The sequence below is a fragment of the Akkermansia biwaensis genome, assembly GCF_026072915.1.
GTDB classification, from domain to species: Bacteria; Verrucomicrobiota; Verrucomicrobiia; order Verrucomicrobiales; family Akkermansiaceae; genus Akkermansia; species Akkermansia biwaensis.
On the sequence record NZ_AP025943.1, the window covers coordinates 2,729,037 to 2,746,361 of the forward strand.

Sequence of the window (17,325 nt, forward strand, 5' to 3'; positions counted from 1 at the left end):
ACTCCTCCGGATAGGGAAGGGGAGGAAGTCATTACCCTGGTCAATCTTTATCGGGACGAGGAAGAAGAGACCACCTCCAGTAGCTCTTCGGAAGGGGGAGGGTTTGATTTTGGGTTTGATCCCAAGTCAAGCAGCTCCAGTTCCAGCTCCAGTTCTAGCTCCAGTTCTAGCTCCAGTTCTAGCTCCAGTTCTAGCTCCAGTTCTAGCTCCAGTTCCAGCTCCAGTTCTAGCTCCAGTTCTAGCTCCAGTTCCAGTTCCAGTTCCAGCTCCAGTTCCAGCTCCAGTTCCAGTTCCAGCTCCAGTTCTAGCTCCAGTTCCAGCTCCAGTTCTAGCTCCAGTTCTAGCTCCAGCAGCAACTCCTCTTTCTCCTCCAGCGAACCGCCCACTGAGGAAGAACCATGTCCATGTCCCTGTGAAGGGTGTGAAGAGGAAGGAGATGAAAACTGCGTCCAGCAGCAGCCCACTCCGGGCGCCCCCGACGATGAACAGGACTGCCAGGGAAATGCATGCATCAATCCTTCCTCTCCAACAGGACCAACGCCCCCCGCTCCGGTCAGATTCATGCGCATGGCCCGTGCTTCCACTCCCGCTACCTCCGGCTCCAGCAGCGGATTTTCCATGCGCTACAACCACCCCATGGCATGGACCGCTTCCTTCTCCCAAGACGAACGGCGCGTCACCGTCAAACGCCCCTCAGGCAGTCACATTTATTTCAAGGCGGAAACGGGAAGCTCCGACGCTTCCCCCATCGGCAGCTCCAGGAAACTGGACTACCGGGTACGGCTGCTCAACCAAGACCTTACTCCCAATCAACAGGGTATGCCGTCCTACATGGATATGACGCTTCCTTCCGGCATGAGCCTGCGCTTCTCGGCAGCCACCGGAGAGGTCGTCTCCGTCACCAGTTCTTCAGGACACGTCATGACCGCCGAGGAGTATGCCCGCAAGGTCCAAGTGGCCTACAACCCGGACGGCTCTCTCAGCAGCGTCTATTCCCGGGCTCAGGGGCTGATGCGAAGCATTCCCGGAAACAACAGCCTCACCCTGGAGTGGTACGCTCCCGGGAATGTTTCTGCCTCCCATGATGGGGAATTTGTGGTTACCGGAGAGCCCTACAAGACGGCCGTCTATAGAACTTCCATGGAGGATGGCGTAAAAGTGACTTACATCACCAATCAACGGGCCGGGCAGGAACCGCGGGTTATCGAACGCCGCGAGGAAGGAAACAAAATAAGCATCATCAAGGGAGAAGGAGATGAACGCATCGTGCGCACGATTGAACGCAACGCCCTGCCCGGCTCCAAGTGGGAGCGCATTGAAACTATCAGAGGCATCAATGATTCCCAGCCTTCCCGCAGTACACGCACAGTGAAGAAGTATACCGACGGGGGATGGCTGACCATCAGCAGCACGGAAGGATACAATACTTCCAGTGAACAGACCACCCTCTACACGTACAACGACCAGTTCCGCGTGTCTTTGGAAATCAAGCCCAACGGAGGCTACACGCGCTACGAGTACGACGGCCAGGGCCGGGTGGTTCTGGAAGCAACGCCGTGGGCTGGAGGAGGAGAGCGAGGAACACGCACCACTTATGCAGACCTGCGCTTCAATGATTTCAGGCCGGCAACGGAAAGGGAAATCATCATTGCCCAGGACGGAACGGAAACCGTTCTAAGCCAAAGGAGCTATACCTATGAAGAGAGCCCTGAAGTCAACCGCATGACGGTGACAGAAACAGCTCTGGGTTCCGACCAGGTTCACACAAGCATTTCAGAAACTTATGGGGAAGTAGCACAGTATCCCTATGCCCGGGGAAGACAGAAGATGAGCCAGGGCATTGACGGTGTCCAGACCATTTATACCTATGAAGCCACCACAGACCATGGGGGTGTTCACAAGGTGACGGAAACTGTTCAGGCAAACGGAAGCATCGTTTCCGCTCAAAGCACCAGAACCGTACAATACATTGCCGAAAACGGCACGACCACAAGAAAAGAGCAGTATGTCCACACGGGAGAAGACTGGTCATTGATTTCCACGGAGGACTATGAATACGATGCCGAGCTCAAGCGAATCAAAACGACGAAGGGCAACGGCCGCTTCAGCACGACGGAATGGATGTGCTGCGGTCCCTTGACGGAAACCAACGAAGACGGTGTGGTCACCAGCTACAGCTACAACTCGGCCAAGCAACTAGTGGAAGTCATCCGCTCAGCCACGGAAACCACGCCTGAAACAATCACGTCCTACACAAAGGATGTTGCGGGAAGAATTCTTTCCGTACGAAAAGACATAGGAGCTATGTCGACAGTCGAAAATATGGAATACGACGACTTGGGAAGAATTATTTCCACAACGGATATTCTTGGTCGCACCACCAGAACTGAATACAGCAACGATCAGCTTACAACAACCGTCACCACTCCTTCGGGGGCTATTTTTGTGACGAAAACTTATTATGACGGCTCTACTCTTTGGCAGGGAGGAAACGGACAGCAAGAAATTGAAATACAGCTCGAATTGACAGAAGAAGGTATTCTCACCACCACTCTGTCCAAAGGAGTAATTCTCTCACGTACCTTGGAAAATGGTTTTGGAGAAACTATTCGGGAGGAGCAGTCCAATACTCTGGGAGGTTTCATTGTCACTAGAAATGCTTACAATAGCAAGGGTCAGCTTGTACGCATTCAAACAGAGGATATGGCTCCTGAGATAACTGCTTATGACCAATCTGGCTACGAAGTGAGGCGGATTATTCTTCTGGATGAACTTTGTCCGGATGATGTTACAAAAAACAGGATCACGGAGAATACCATACGCTATCAGATCAAAGAGGACGGAGTTTACCGGGTACATACCACGACTAATTACAATGCCAATGGATTTCCTCTTGTTCAGACCGTGGAAAATCTTCTTTCACAATCGGACCCTATGTTAGAAAGCAAGACTGTTTCCACTGATATTTACGGTCAGTTGAGTGTTCAGTGGACAGAATATGCCGCTCCCACCAGACGCATCCAGTTCAACCGGATTCCCACTTCGGACATTGTCGCCAAGTCTTTCGTTGTTGATGGATTTACCATAAATCAAAATGACCATGCAGGCTTACATTCTTCCCAGGAACGTTTCTTCACTTCCTCAGGAATAACCATGAGGAGAACCGATGCACGAGGCAATGTTGTTATCACAGAGTCCGACGTAGCCGGACGAACTACCAAGACGATGGATGCCGAGGGCAATATGACCTCCATTTCTTATGACGTCTGTTGTGATGAACCTGTCTGCATCACTAATGCATTGGGAGGTACTATGTGCTATTCTTATGACATTCGCGGTAGAAAGACGGCTGAATACGGTACTGCCATTCAACCTGCATGTTTCGCGTATGATGATAATGACCATAGGGTTGCATTGACCACTTTCAGGGCGGATGAGGAGGACATTACCACTAATCCTTCCAACCGAACCGACGGGGATACCACCACTTGGCTTTACGATGTGGCTACTGGTTTGGAACTCAGGAAAACCTATGCTGACGGTTCCTGTATTTCCAAAACCTACGACAAGTTTAACCGTTTGGAAACGCTCACTCAAGCCAGAGGTATCGTAACAACCTATGAATATGCTCCGTTCACTGGAGAACTCATCTCAGTCTCCCATAGTGATGCTACCCAACCTTGGCTTTATTCATATAATCATCTTGGTCAGATAATTTCTGTCTCAGATGCCTCATGTATCAGAGAAATCTCTTATGACGTTTATGGGAGAATGCTCCAAGATGTTTCTTTGGGGAAAGTGGAAAGCTGTCTCCAGGAAAAGTATGATTCTTTTGGACGATCCTCCGGATACTATTTTATGCTGGGAACCCGCATTGTCCAGCACTCCATCCTTGACTATGATCACAAAGGCGCCATAGTCAGGATGAATCTGGAAGGTCTTGATTCTCCCTTTACATGGGAATATGACAAAACCAGTGGCTTCCTTAAAAACATGTCCTATCCCAATGGCGTCGTTCGCAGGAATAGTTATCATCCTTCTCTTAACCTAATGAGCGCTATTGAGTATGAAGATTCCAGGAATGGAAGTGCGGTTGCTCGTTATAGTTATCAGTATGATGAATTGATGCGGCCCACTCAACATCAGGATTATTGGGATGTTGAGACGCCCATAGCGGTAAGAAACTTCACCTACAATAACCGCAGTGAATTGATTAATGGACAATTTCAAGCAGAAGGAAATTGCAGCTATCAATATGACAACATCGGTAACCGTAAAATCTCTCAGGAATTGGAAAAGGAATTATTATTATATGGTACCAACCACCTCAACCAATATACGGATATTGCGCAGGGAGAATTAAAGTTTCAACCTGTCTATGACGCAGATGGCAATCAGATCCTTACCAAAACTTCAACAGGAGTTTGGAAGGTAACTTATGATGCCAATAACCGCCCTGTTAGCTTTATCAGTGAAGACGGACGGACCGTAGTTGTCTGCGGATATGACTACATGGGGCGCCGCTTCGAGAAAAAAGTTACTTTCAATGAATCAACTATCAGTCACGTCTATTACCTGTATCGTGGTTATGTGCAAATAGCTGAGATTGATGTGCTGCATCCCGAACCAGTCTTGGAGAAGAGTTATCTATGGGCGCCTACGGAGACGACTGCGCCATTTCTCTTAATGATGACGTGCTGGAAGAATAGTGAGACTGAAACAAGGGAGCATTTTTATTTCATTCATGATGCATTGAAGAATGTCGTCGCTATCGAAGGGGAGCAAAAAGAAAGAAGAGCTTTGTATGAGTATCTTCCTTTTGGAGGAATTGCCAGAGAGGAAGGCGATATGGCTCACGTTAACAAATTCCGTTTTTCCTGCGAATACATGGATGATGAACTGGGTGTGGTTTATTATAATTACCGTTATCTTGATCCTCTCAGTGGAAGGTGGATTAGCAGGGATCCCATTCAGGAAAAAGATGGATTTAATTTATATGTATTATTAGGTAATTGTCCCATTTCCACGACTGATGCATTTGGATTATTGGACTTTAATAATTTTTCAAGTGTTGTTATTGCTCTAATTCCAAAGCAGGTGACGCATTCGGCTAAAAGTACACGTCTGGGGGTATGGCCATTGCCGTTTTTCCCTCTTGTTACGATGGAAGTAAACGCCGGTATTGATGTTGTCGTTTCATCTTGTTGTTCATGTGATGGGCAGAAAGGGTTAGTTGCATCCGGAATCGCGTATTTAGAGGGTACGGCGGGTGTAGGTACGAGCATTGGTGGCAATTCCGGCATTAGTGCAAGACGAGAAAAGAAACCGAGAAGAAATGGAACAAGAACTGTATATAAGAAAAAAGGAGATAATACATATACAAAAAAACCAGTAGGAGAAAATACAGGAGATGGAACAGGATCATCGAACGTTGGAGCGGGAGGATGTCCTGAACGCTGTCCAGATGGGAATGGGGATATTTCTTTCCTTTTTACTGTAGGAGCGTCCGGTTTTATTTCCGGAGGCATTGGAAGATTCTCTGCTGGTATTGCTTTTGATTCTCCTGTTTTAAAATGTTCAGTACCAGGAGGGTGTGAAGCTTTAGACCCGAGAAAGTCTTCATCCGCTTATGCTGTCTATGGCATGGGAACAGGCATGCGTGTGCAAGCATATGGAAGAGCCGAAGTAGAGTTGAGTTTAAGAATAATGTAACCTTGATTTTATGAATAAAATATTTAATAATAAACAACTTTTAGTTATTTTTCTGCTGAGTATTTTTGCAGCAGGCATGTTATATATGCTCGTATGGCTGCTGTCTCAAGTGAGACTCTGTTGGTCCAGTGAAGAATGGCCGGAAACAAAAGGTACAATTACACAAGTCGAATATAGAAGAAAAAGTGCAGGTTCAGGTATTCATGGTACTTATGTTAATTTAGATATTGACGTAAGATTTGAATGGAAATCAAAAATGTACCACACCGGTAACCAGGGATGCAGTTTTGATATTCCGTATAAGAAATTGCATGTTGGAAAAGAAATCCCAGTTTTTGTCAATGAAAATAATCCTGACGAGTCTCTTTTATCAAAAGGCATCGCGGGATGGATCTGGATGGCTTTGGGAATATGTTTATTATTTTCCTGTTTTTCATTAATGATTATTTTTAAGCAGGTATTTAATTTATTAAAAAAGAAATAAATAATATTCAGTATTCTTCTTCCTTATCAAAGGATTTTTAATCCTCCTATACCTTCTGCAAGCAGCCAGAGTTGCAGAAGGTATATTTTTGTTTCTGTGGACGGCAATATGGGGAATTCTTATCTTTAAGACCAGCCAATTGAGTTATTGATAAAATTGGCAGGATGGATTTGAGGAGCAGGGGAATGGAATGTTGTTCCTCCCTTGAGTAAGTTATTCACAGGATTTAATTCTGTTTAATCCAACGAGCCATGAATACAAAATTTTGACCGATATTGAATTATGAAAATATTAAAGGTATATGTATGTAAAAAGAAATAATGTTAATCTGAAAATATTTTTTAATTTACGATTCTCGAATACTGTAACAATTGACAATTTAATGACGACAATTGCAAATAATTTATTTTTGCCGATATGGTGATTCAGGCCAGACCTTTTTGCTCGCGAGCATGATCAATAGGAACTTTCCCTAATAAAAATATGCCTGCAAGCGTTAAACTTACAGGCATATGGTGACGTTCAGAGGAATGTTCCCGTCAGGCGCCGAAGTCCAGCGCCTTGTGTTCCCGGGCCCAGGTGCGGTGCTGCTTCATCGCCGTGATGAAGGGCTTCATCAGCGCCTTGGTATCCTTCGGGGTGAGCAGGCCGGCATCGTCCATGTCGTCGGGCAGGGAGGCGGCCTGGAGCATTTCCCTGGCGTCTCCCGGCAGGCCGATGGCCTTCAGGTGCCTGTAGGCCTGGCGCAGGTGGTATTTGGCGTCCCCGTCCGTCAGGAGGGTCTGGATGCTCTGCGCGCCTTCGGGCACGATGACGGAGTCAAACAGGACGGAAAGATTGGCGGCCAGGCTGCCGTCCACCAGCAGGTCTTCCCCTTCTTCCGTTTTAACGGTTCCCATATGTGCGGCAATGATCTGGGGATGGACTCCTTCCTTGTGCAGGGCGTCGCAGATTTCCTCCACGGATTTCAGGCTGACGCCGTCCGCCACCAGCAGGGAGACGCGCATGCCCTTGAGGTTGCCGTCGGGCTTGGCGTACAGGCTCAGCGCCGGGTCCTTTTCCAAGCCGCAGACCGGCTTGGGCAGTTCGCGGCTGAGCTGTTCCCTGGTCAGTTCGATGCCCAGGTTGCGGGCTACTCCGCCTGCCAGGTCCGGATCGATGCGCGTCAGCAGGTCCACCACCCGTTCACGGATGTAGGGGCGGGTCACCTTGCTCAGTTCAAAGCCGAAGGCGTTGATGATGTGTTCCTGTTCCACGGGCGTCTGGCTCATCCAGAACAGGCGCGGATGGGAGTAATACTCCGCAAAGGAGGGGCTCCTGAGGCGTTCCTTGATTCCTTCCACGCGTTCCGGAGTGGTGGTGAACCCTCCGTCTTCCGCCGCTTCCGGAGTTTCCCGCGGCCAGTTGTCGCCGATGGAGTTGGGATTGTAGTTGGCCGGAGCGGTATCTATCTGCATGCGGTGGAATCCGTCCCTCTGGTTGTTGTGGAAGGGGCAGACGGGGCGGTTGATGGGGATTTCCGTAAAGTTCGCCCCTCCCAGGCGGTGGCGCTGGGTGTCGCTGTAGGAGAAGATGCGGCCCTGCAGCAGCGGGTCGTCGGAGAAGTCGATGCCCGGAACGATGTTGGCGGGGCAGAAGGCGACCTGTTCCGTTTCTGCAAAGAAGTTGTCCGGGTTGCGGTTCAGCACCATTTTCCCGACGATTTCCACGGGCACCAGCGCTTCGGGGATGAGCTTGGTGGCGTCCAGGATGTCGAAGTCGAATTTGTCCAAGTCTTCTTCCGGAATGATTTGCAGGCCCAGTTCAAATTCCGGGTAGTCTCCGCCTTCAATGGACTGCCACAGGTCTTTGCGGTGGAAGTCCGGGTCCCGTCCGGTAAGGTCCTGGGCTTCGTCCCAGATCAGGGATTTTTTCCCGTAAACGGGTTTCCAGTGGAAGCGGACGAAGGTGCTTTTCCCATCTTCGTTGACCAGTTTGTACGTATGGATGCCGAATCCTTCAATGGTCCTGTAGCTTCTGGGGATGCCGCGGTCGGACATAAGCCACATGACGTTGTGCAGCGTTTCCGGCTGCAGGGAGACATAATCCCAGAAGGAGTCGTGGGCGGTCTGCCCCTGCGGCATTTCGTTGTGGGGTTCCGGCTTCACGGCATGGATGAAGTCCGGGAATTTGATGGAGTCCTGAATGAAGAAGACGGGCGTGTCGTTGCCCACCAGGTCGTAATTCCCCTCCCTGGTATAGAATTTGGTGGCGAATCCGCGGATGTCCCTCACCGTATCCGGGGATCCCCGGAATCCCTGCACGTTGGAAAAACGCACAAAGACTGGTGTTTTTTCTGACGGATCCTGCAGAAAGGCCGCCTTGGTGTATTTGGAAAGGGATTTGTATACCTGAAAATAACCATGTGCCCCGGAACCTCTTGCGTGAACCACTCGTTCCGGTATCCGCTCCTGGTCAAAATGAGCCATTTTTTCCAGAAAGTGAAAGTCTTCCAGCAGGGAGGGGCCTCTGCTGCCTGCCTTGAGCGTATTTTGATCATCGGCTATTTTTACTCCGAGGTTGGTGGTAAGGGGCTTTCCCATGCCGTTGTCGCGCATGGTATCCAGGTCTTTGATTTTTTCCGAGGTGTTTTCCGGCATTTTCATGGAGCCGGGGGCGGAAGGTTCCGCGTTGGGAGGAGTGGGTTTGGGCGTCGGCTTGATCAGTTCCGGATCAATGGTGTCCGTATAATGGGGTTCCGCCTCTTTCCCGTCCGGGAACGGGGCGAGCCGGTCTTGCATCTGCTGGGTCTTTTTTTTCATTGGCTTGTTTCTGAAGGGATTGAATTTTCCTATGAGTAAGGAGTTCGACCCTGCCTTCCCGGACGATGTTCTGCCTTATTTTGTCAGTTCATGTGGAATTGAAATGATGGAAAAATGCTGAAAATGACTTGGCAGGAATGAAATAAACGATAGGAAACGGGGGGCGGAAACGGAGCCTGTTTGACTGGCATGACGTTTCTGTCAGTACGCTGTCAGTAGGGAACTCGGGATTTTCCGCGCCTTCCCCTCCTGCCGGGAAAAACAGGATAGCGCCGTTAATAAATGGACGGGGTGGGGCGAAGTTCCGCAGTTCCCTAATTCCCCGCATGGGGAACCTGAGGACACTCCCGCCGTGTCCGGGAATTCTTCCGCCCCTGGCGGCCATGCCGGTCATGCCCATCCCCGTTTTCATTTTCCGGGCAGGCCGTGTCATGCCGGAACAGGGTTTGCTGCATGCACCTGTTCCGTTTTCCCGGAAAACCGCCTGTTTCCGGCCGTCCAGGCTGCGTGGCAGCTTTACTCATGGTGGGGTGTTCTTGCGCCAGGTTGGCGTATTGTAAAACGTACCGCAAGGGAATGGCGGCGGGGCGGGAACAGGGTGGTGAATTTAATCAATGACTTCTGCCGGTTCAGAAATACCGGATGGAACAGGAAGCAGGGCATCGGGAAGGAAGCGTGCCGGATTGCGTGGAGGGTTATGTAGTAGGTGAAAGGTTTCTTCCGTGGAAAATTTCCGGCGCCCCGTGGGGGGAGACAGAACTTCCGCAAATTTTCATAGACGTGCGGGATAAATAGGTTATGATGATTCCGTAAATTGCGTACCGGAGGCATGCGGCGTCCTCATACGGTTGCCTGTCCGGTGCGGGAACTGATCTTTCATTTATTTTAAAGGGTTATGACGGTGCAAGAAATAGCTGAACAAAGTTTGAAGAGCCTGCTGGCTTCACTGGGATTTTCTGCGGAAGTTGAAATAACGGAGACGGACGGCATCATATGCCTGAACGTTTCCTCCCCGGACTCCAGGTACATCATCGGAAATGACGGGGACAGGCTGGATGACCTGCAATATCTGGTCAACCGCATGATCCAGCGCAAGATTGAAGACGCGCCCCGCGTGAAGGTGGATTGCGACCATTACCGGGAACGCAACGAAGCGCGCCTTCTGGAGAAGGCCCTTTCCCTGGCCGCCCGCGTGCAGGAGAGCGGCAAGCCCATGAAGATGCAGCCCCTCAACGCCTATCACCGCCGCCTGGTTCACAATGCCCTTCAATCCGTGGAGGGCGTCACGACGGAGTCTGAGGAAGGGGACGGCCGCTACAAGCGGATCACGATCCGCCGGGTATAGCATCCCGCTTGAATTCCATGAGGCGCGGAGCGGTCATTTCCGGCATCTGGCTGGCGGCGGTTCTGTCCGCCGTGGTCCGGGCTGCGCCGGAAACTCCCGCGGCCTCTGATGCTGCCGTTCCGCCGCCCAGTCCCGTACTGGTGGTTTACGCGTCCGCCAATCCCGGCGCGGAGGAAGCCCGCTGGCTTGCGGCGCTCCAGCCGGAGGGAGAAGGACGCCGCATTCTGGACGGCCATGTGAAGGACGTTCAGATAGTGACGATGCCGTCCCGCCCGGCCCTGGAGGACTGGGGCGAGGAAGGGCGGCTGTTCCGGGCTTCCCTGCACGGGGTGCGCGCGTTGCCGACCGTGATCATGCTCGATTCCAAGGGACGCGTTTTCGACTGGATGGCCGGAGGGGCGGATGAAGCCTCCCTGCCCGGAAAAGTCGCCTTGCTGAAGGAAAAGGCGTCCCGTGTCCGGCCCCTGACGGTGGTCAATGACATTCCCAAAGGCGGGGACCCGCGGGAGGAAGCGGCCGCTATCTGCCGCGCCATGGAGCAGGTGCCTGCGGAAGCGTGGTACCGAGATTATCCCCGGACCATGAAAAGGCTGGAAAAACTGGACTGCACGGAGCCTTCCTTCCTGGCCGCCCGCGAGGCGGCGGACCGTTTGGCGAAGAACCGGGAGACGGCCTCTCTGCTGCGCGAATCCTTTTTGGCCCGGGATGCTTTTTCCATCCGGGATTGCCTGGCCGCGTGGCGGAAGAAGGCGGATGATCCCGCGCTGCCCGTGGCTGACCGGCAGTTGCTGCTGCTGGCCATGGTCCACCCCCTCTGGGTTCGGCTGGAGGAAGTCCTGTACCAGGGAGCGCACAGCGCCGAAAGCGAGGAGGCTTTCAACAGCGCCATTGCCGTGCTGGAGGAAGTGAGGGACATGGACCGTTCCAGCGTTTGCGGCAGGCGCGCGCACCAGCTCCGGGAAGAGCTGAGGAAGGCCCGGCTGGCCGCGGCGCGGTACGATTGAAGGGCCGGATAATTTGTCTTCCGCAACCCGGACAGGAAGCCCCCCGCGGCGCGGGCCGGAACCGGGGGATGCCCTTTTCCTGCACAATTCTCCGGGCTACAGGAAGGGGCCCGGCAAATTGGCTTGATTTTGCACATGGAACGGGCTAGTCTGCGGACCGTTATGACAGATTCCTCCATTCCGGACTTGATGGCGGCGGCGCGCCGTGACAAATGGACCGACCAGCAGCTGGCAACCAAGGCGGTTGAATTGGCTGAATCCATTCTCAGACAGGCCAATGCCGGGATGCGCAGACATGAAAGGAAGCAGGCGGAGCAATTGGAACGGATGATGGACGATCCCGCGGGCAAGGCGTTCACCCTGGCCCTGGCGGACCGCGTATTCCGCCCCGCTTCCCCCGCCCGCGGCGCGGAGCTGTTCCGCTACCTGCTGGGCGGCTACGGCGTGCCCAAATACCTGTCCGGCATGGACCGCCTGGCCATGAAGGTGGGGGACAGGCTGTCCGTTCAGTTTCCGGGCGTGGTGATGCCCATGATTACCAGCCAGTTGAGGAAGGAGAGCTCCAACGTGATTCTTCCGGCGGAGGACAGGAAGCTGCGTCCCCATCTGCGCCGCAGGCGCAAGGCCGGCATCCGGATGAACATCAACCAGCTTGGCGAAGCCATCTTGGGCGAATCGGAAGCCCACCATCGCCTCCAGCAGGTGGTGGACCGCCTGGGGGACAAGGACTGCGACTATATTTCCGTCAAGATTTCCGCCATTTTCAGCCAGATTCATCTGGTGGCCTTTGAAGAAACGGTCAAGCTGATCCAGGAGCGGCTGCGCATACTTTACCGCGCGGCCATCACGAATGCGGTCACGCTGCCGGACGGCTCCAAAAAGCCCAAATTCGTGAATCTGGACATGGAGGAATACCGGGACCTCCACCTGACGGCGGAGGCGTTCAAGCGCACGCTGATGGAGGAGGAGTTCATGCATCTGGAAGCCGGAATCGTCCTCCAGGCCTATCTGCCGGATTCCTGGGAGGAACAGATGAAGCTGTGCGCCTGGGCGAAGGAGCGCGTGGAGCAGGGGGGCGCCCGCATCAAGATACGCCTGGTGAAAGGGGCCAACCTGGCCATGGAAAAGGTGGAGGCCTCCATGCACGACTGGGCGCAGGCCCCGTACGGAACGAAAGCCCAGGTGGACGCCAACTACAAGCGCATGCTGCATTACGGCTGCATGCCGGAGAACGCCAGGTACGTCCAGTTCGGCGTGGCCTCCCACAACCTGTTTGACCTGTGCTACGCCATGCTCCTGCGGGAGCGCGAGGGCGTGAAGGACTACGTGGAGTTTGAAATGCTGGAAGGAATGGCCAACCACCAGGCCCGCGTGATCAGGGAATCCGCGGACGGGCTGCTGCTGTACGCCCCCGTGGTGCTGAAGGAGGACTTCCACAGCGCCATTGCCTATCTGGTGCGCCGGCTGGACGAGAACACCTGCGAGGAGAATTTCCTGCACGACCTCTTCGGCATGGCTCCTGGCTCCCGTACCTGGGACATCCAGAAAAGGCGGTTCCTGAAAGCCTGCCAGGAGAAGGACAGCGTCAAGTACGGTCCCAACCGCACGCAGAACCGCGCCACGGATCCCGTGGAGCCCACCCATTACCGGGACGCCTTTGCCAACGAGCGCGACACGGACTGGTCCCTGCGGCAGAATTCCGAATGGATCAACGGCCTGATTGCCGCGGAAAAGGAGAAATCCGGGGAGGAAATTCCCCTGGTCATCAACGGTGAGCAGATCACGACCAACCTGTGGGGCGTGGGCCGCGACCCGTCCCGGCACAACGAGGTCTCCTACAAGTTCGCCTACGCGGACTTCGACCGGGTTGAACATGCCCTGGACACGGCCGACAAGGCGCGGACTTCCTGGGCGGCCAGAAGCGTCGGTGAGCGTGCGGAAATCCTGCACAACGCCGCGCGGGAACTCTCCGCCATCCGCGGGGAGGCTATTGCCGCCATGGTCAGGGATGCGGGCAAGGCGCCCACGGAAGCGGATGTGGAAGTGAGTGAAGCCATTGACTTCTGCCGTTATTATGCGGAAGGCCTGGACCGGGACGGCATGAATGACGGGGTGGAAATGACCCCGCTGGGTACCGTTTGCGTGATGTCCCCGTGGAACTTCCCCTTTGCCATTCCCACCGGAGGCGTGGCCGCCGCGCTGATGGCCGGGAACACGGTGGTCTTCAAGCCGTCCGAGCTGGCCGTCTATACGGCCTGGCAGATTGTCCAGGCATTCTGGCGCGCGGGAGTGCCCAAGGAGGTGCTCCAGTTCGTGCCCATGCCGCGCAATGAAATCTCCCACAAATTCCTGACGGACCCGCGCCTGCACGGCGTGATCATGACAGGTTCCTACCGCACCGGAAAAATGCTGCGGGAACTGCGTCCGGACCTGGCCGTGCTGGCGGAAACCAGTGGGAAGGACGCCATGGTCATCACCGCCACGGCGGACCCGGACCAGGCCGTGAAAGACCTGGTAAAAAGCGCCTTCGGCCATTCAGGGCAGAAATGTTCCGCCGCCAGCCTGGCTATCGTGGAGGCTTCCGTTTACGACAACCCTGCCTTCCTGCGCCAGTTGAAGGACGCCGCCGCCAGCCTGAAAGTAGGCGGCTCCTGGGAGGTCAATTCCGTGGTCACGCCGCTTATCAAGGAACCGGAAGGCAATCTGCTGCGGGCGCTCACGCAGCTGGAACCCGGAGAAGAATGGCTGCTGAAGCCGGAGCAGTCGGAAGACAACCCGTGCCTGTGGTCGCCCGGCATCCGCCTGGGCGTGAAGCCGGGAAGCTGGTTCCACCAGACGGAATGCTTCGGCCCGGTGCTGGGCATCATCCGCGCGGAGAATCTGGAAGAAGCCATCGACATTCAGAACGACTCCGAATTCGGCCTGACCGGCGGCCTGCAATCCCTGGATGAACGGGAAATAGCCCTGTGGAAGAGCAAGGTGCAGGTGGGCAACGCCTACATCAACCGCGTCATTACCGGGGCCATTGTTCGCCGCCAGCCCTTCGGCGGCTGGAAGCACTCCTCCATGGGCCCCGGTTCCAAGGCGGGGGGACCCAACTACCTGACCCTGCTCGGGCGGTGGTCGGAAAAGGAACTTCCCCAGAAACTGCGGACTCCCGGCGAACGCATCGCCGGGCTGGTGGAAAAACTGTGTTCCGAACTGCCGGACTGCGCCAAGCGCATCCGCTCCGCCGCTGGTTCCCAGGCCAAGTGGTGGATGGAGGAATTCGGCGTGGAGCATGACCCCTCCCGCATTTACGGGGAAAATAACACGTTCCGCTATGTTCCCGTGAAGGGAATCCTGGTCCGGACGGAAGGCATGGCGGACGACGATGTAGCCATCCTGCTGCTGGGCGCCAAGCTTTGCGGCGTGGAACTGCACCTCAGCGTGGAGGAAGGGCGCCCGTGGATTCAGAAAATGAACGGTTATTACGCCTCCCTGGCCGTGGAAACGGAGCCGTCGCTCATTGACCGCCTGCCGGAAATAGCCGGCGGAGTACAATTCCTGCGCGCGAAGGGCATTTCAAACGCCCTGTTTGACGCAGCCCGCGCCCGGGAACTGGAAGTGCTGGACCGTCCCGTACTGGCCAACGGCCGTTTGGAACTGCTCGGATTCTTCCGGGAACAGGCCGTTTCCGAGACGGTGCACCGTTACGGCAACATCATTCCGCCGCCGGACAGCTTCAAAGGGGCCACGGCTTAAAAAATACCGGGCCTTTCCGCCGCTCCGGAAGATATTTTTCCGGGGCCGGCATATCCGCAGCATACCGTCTTGAAAATGAGGCAGGGAGCTGATGCTCCCCGCCTCATTTCCTAAGAGGTCCTTCTGGATGCCGTTCCGCGTGTCAGCGTTTCAGCGCCGGGCGGTAATGTCCGGTAATGGTGAAGGAAAACAGGCAGTCTTCCTCCTGCGTGCCGCTGCCGATGTTGTGGATGATCAGCGGCGTGCCTTGCTCCGTCTTTTTGTCGGAAACGATGCCGATGTGGGGTAGGCCCCCTGCGTCCAGATTCCACGTGACGAGGTCGCCGGGCAGGTAATCCGCCGCCGTCTTCGTGACGGGCACGGACCATCCCTTGCGGGTAAAGAAGGTGCGCAGGTTGGGCACCCGGCGGTGGTCGATGCTGCGGTCCGTGCCCTTCAGGCCCCACAGGTTCGGGTACCTGGAAAAATTGGCCCTCATGTCCTCGTGCACCGCTTTCTGGAGGTCCAGGCCGAATGCCCGCAGGGCGCGGATGACCACGTCCGTGCATACGCCCGTGTCCTTGGGAACATCCCCGTTGGGGTAGGGGATGACCTGGTAGGAACCGTCGTAGGAGGTGGTCACTCCTATCTGTTCGCGCGCCTTGGCGGCCAGCGCGGCGTTGTCCGCCATCAGGAACGCGGAACAGGAGAGGAACAGGAAAGAGAGAGCGGCGGCAAATTTCATAGGTCGTTGTTGAGAGAGTTGCAGAAGTGTGCGGAAGGTCAGACAAAGCTGGCAAAGCCGATGTCCGGCCTGCGCTGCAAGCCGTCGAAGCTCACCTTCTTCGTTTCGTTATGGGCGCGCTGGCGCGCCTCGGAAAGGGTTTCTCCCTGCGCCACCACGGCCAGCACGCGGCCGCCGTTGGTTTCATAGCAGTTCCTGTCTCCGTTCCACCGGGTGCCGGCATGATAGACGGAGGCGTTCGTTACGTCGTCCAGGCCGCTGATGGCATCTCCGGAATGGGATGATTCCGGATATCCTTTGGAAGCCAGAACGCAGCAAACGCTCCAGCCGTTCTTGAAGGAGATTTCTTCCGGCGTGAACTCCCCCCTGGCGCCATGCAGGCAGAAGGAGGCCAGATCGCCGGAAAGCAGGGGCATCACGGCCTGGCATTCCGGATCGCCGAAGCGGCAGTTGTACTCAATGACCTTGGGGCCATTTGGGGTCAGCATCAGGCCGAAGTACAGGAAGCCGCGGTAGGGAAGGCCGTCTTTCTTCAGTCCGGCTACGGTCGGGGCCACGATTTCCTTCTCAATGCGTTCCAGCATTTCAGGCTCTACCAGCCGGCGGGACGCCACGGCGCCCATGCCGCCCGTGTTGGGGCCGGCGTCGCCCTCCTTGAGGCGCTTGTAGTCCCGCGCCGGGCACAGGATCAGGTAATGGTCGTCCACCAGGGCGCCAAAGATAGAAACCTCCGGTCCGGTTAAAAACTCTTCCACCAGCAGGCGGCCTTCTCCAAAGCGCCTGTCCGTGAACACCTCTTTCAGGAAGGCATCCGCCTCCTCCCGGCACATGCACACGGCCACGCCCTTGCCTGCGGCCAGTCCGTCAAACTTCAGGACGGTGGGATAAACTCCGCCGATGAATTCCTGCGCCTCTTCCAGCGTGGCGGCCACGCGGGCCTGCCCGGTGGGAATCCGGTGGCGCAGCAGGAACTCCTTGGCGAATTCCTTGCTGGCTTCCAGCTGGGCGCTTTCCTTGACCGGCCCCCAGCATGGAATCCCGACCCTGGCGCAGGCGTTGGCCAGCCCTTCGTCCTTCACCAGGTAGCTTTCTTCCCCGGCTACGCACAGGTCCACCTTATTGGAAACCATCCAGTCGATCAGCGTAGGCAGATCCCTGGCGGGAATGGGCTCGGCCAGGCGGTTGATGGCGTCGCTGCCCGGGAAGCAATACATTTCCGGAGCGGACGGAGATTCCTTCAGTGCCTTGACCAGCGCGTGTTCACGCCCACCTTTTCCAATGACGGCAATTTTCATACGCACATGAGTATGCAGGCGCGGAGCGAATTTGCCAAGCTGAAATGAATGGAGAAACGGGCCGTTTGAGAGTATGTCCGCCAGGGGGCGCGGCTCTCCCGTTTGTGCGGTAATTTCATGAAAACAGCACGGGAAAAATCCCCGCCGTGTTTTTTTCGTGGTATTCCATGCATTTCCAATCTTGCCGGGCGGGACTCCTTCTGTTTTAATGACAGC

The 17,325-nt window shown here is 55.0% G+C and carries 9 protein-coding genes; 5 read left to right on the forward strand and 4 right to left on the reverse strand.

Features of this window, described 5'->3' with window-relative positions; translation table 11 throughout:
• Positions 1 to 47: 47 nt before the first annotated feature.
• Complete coding sequence (locus OQH67_RS11245; protein ID WP_215433903.1) at positions 48 to 620, reverse strand: hypothetical protein; 573 nt, start codon at positions 618 to 620, stop codon at positions 48 to 50.
• On the opposite strand from OQH67_RS11245, the gene OQH67_RS11250 reads away from it, so the two are divergent.
• Complete coding sequence (locus OQH67_RS11250; RefSeq protein ID WP_215458971.1) at positions 619 to 5,712, forward strand: RHS repeat domain-containing protein; 5,094 nt, start codon at positions 619 to 621, stop codon at positions 5,710 to 5,712. The genes OQH67_RS11245 and OQH67_RS11250 overlap by 2 nt on opposite strands.
• Positions 5,713 to 5,722: 10 nt before the next feature.
• Positions 5,723 to 6,196, forward strand: a complete 474-nt coding sequence (locus OQH67_RS11255; protein WP_215433901.1) for a DUF3592 domain-containing protein — start codon at positions 5,723 to 5,725, stop codon at positions 6,194 to 6,196.
• A 539-nt stretch (positions 6,197 to 6,735) separates the two neighbouring features.
• On the opposite strand, the gene katE is transcribed toward OQH67_RS11255, so the two are convergent.
• Positions 6,736 to 8,997, reverse strand: coding sequence for a catalase HPII (gene katE / locus OQH67_RS11260; protein ID WP_215433900.1), 2,262 nt, complete (start codon positions 8,995 to 8,997; stop codon positions 6,736 to 6,738).
• A gap of 895 nt (positions 8,998 to 9,892) precedes the next feature.
• On the opposite strand from katE, the gene OQH67_RS11265 reads away from it, so the two are divergent.
• The 3 genes from OQH67_RS11265 (at position 9,893) to OQH67_RS11275 (ending at position 15,090) form a co-directional block, all read left to right on the forward strand.
• Positions 9,893 to 10,342, forward strand: coding sequence for a Jag family protein (locus OQH67_RS11265; RefSeq protein ID WP_067573525.1), 450 nt, complete (start codon positions 9,893 to 9,895; stop codon positions 10,340 to 10,342).
• An 8-nt stretch (positions 10,343 to 10,350) separates the two neighbouring features.
• Positions 10,351 to 11,346, forward strand: a complete 996-nt coding sequence (locus tag OQH67_RS11270) for a hypothetical protein (protein ID WP_215433898.1) — start codon at positions 10,351 to 10,353, stop codon at positions 11,344 to 11,346.
• 162 nt (positions 11,347 to 11,508) lie between these two features.
• Positions 11,509 to 15,090 (forward strand): bifunctional proline dehydrogenase/L-glutamate gamma-semialdehyde dehydrogenase, encoded by a 3,582-nt coding sequence (locus OQH67_RS11275; protein ID WP_215433897.1) that lies wholly within the window; start codon positions 11,509 to 11,511, stop codon positions 15,088 to 15,090.
• A gap of 142 nt (positions 15,091 to 15,232) precedes the next feature.
• Here OQH67_RS11275 and OQH67_RS11280 read toward each other — a convergent pair whose 3' ends face one another.
• Both OQH67_RS11280 and purD read right to left on the reverse strand, forming a co-directional pair.
• Positions 15,233 to 15,814, reverse strand: coding sequence for a DUF1287 domain-containing protein (locus OQH67_RS11280; protein ID WP_215433896.1), 582 nt, complete (start codon positions 15,812 to 15,814; stop codon positions 15,233 to 15,235).
• Between the two features lie 38 nt (positions 15,815 to 15,852).
• Positions 15,853 to 17,109 carry a phosphoribosylamine--glycine ligase gene (purD, locus tag OQH67_RS11285; RefSeq protein ID WP_215433895.1) on the reverse strand — a complete coding sequence of 419 codons (1,257 nt, stop codon included), beginning with the start codon at positions 17,107 to 17,109 and terminating at the stop codon, positions 15,853 to 15,855.
• Positions 17,110 to 17,325 lie beyond the last annotated feature (216 nt).

Bases quoted from the DNA above. Each gene is read 5' to 3' on its own strand.
- OQH67_RS11250 (WP_215458971.1), top strand. From the start codon at position 619: ATGCGCTACAACCACCCCATGGCATGGACCGCTTCCTTCTCCCAAGAC.
- OQH67_RS11245 (WP_215433903.1), bottom strand. From the start codon at position 620: ATGGAAAATCCGCTGCTGGAGCCGGAGGTAGCGGGAGTGGAAGCACGG.
- OQH67_RS11255 (WP_215433901.1), top strand. From the start codon at position 5,723: ATGAATAAAATATTTAATAATAAACAACTTTTAGTTATTTTTCTGCTG.
- katE (WP_215433900.1), bottom strand. From the start codon at position 8,997: ATGAAAAAAAAGACCCAGCAGATGCAAGACCGGCTCGCCCCGTTCCCG.
- OQH67_RS11265 (WP_067573525.1), top strand. From the start codon at position 9,893: ATGACGGTGCAAGAAATAGCTGAACAAAGTTTGAAGAGCCTGCTGGCT.
- OQH67_RS11275 (WP_215433897.1), top strand. From the start codon at position 11,509: ATGACAGATTCCTCCATTCCGGACTTGATGGCGGCGGCGCGCCGTGAC.
- OQH67_RS11280 (WP_215433896.1), bottom strand. From the start codon at position 15,814: ATGAAATTTGCCGCCGCTCTCTCTTTCCTGTTCCTCTCCTGTTCCGCG.
- purD (WP_215433895.1), bottom strand. From the start codon at position 17,109: ATGAAAATTGCCGTCATTGGAAAAGGTGGGCGTGAACACGCGCTGGTC.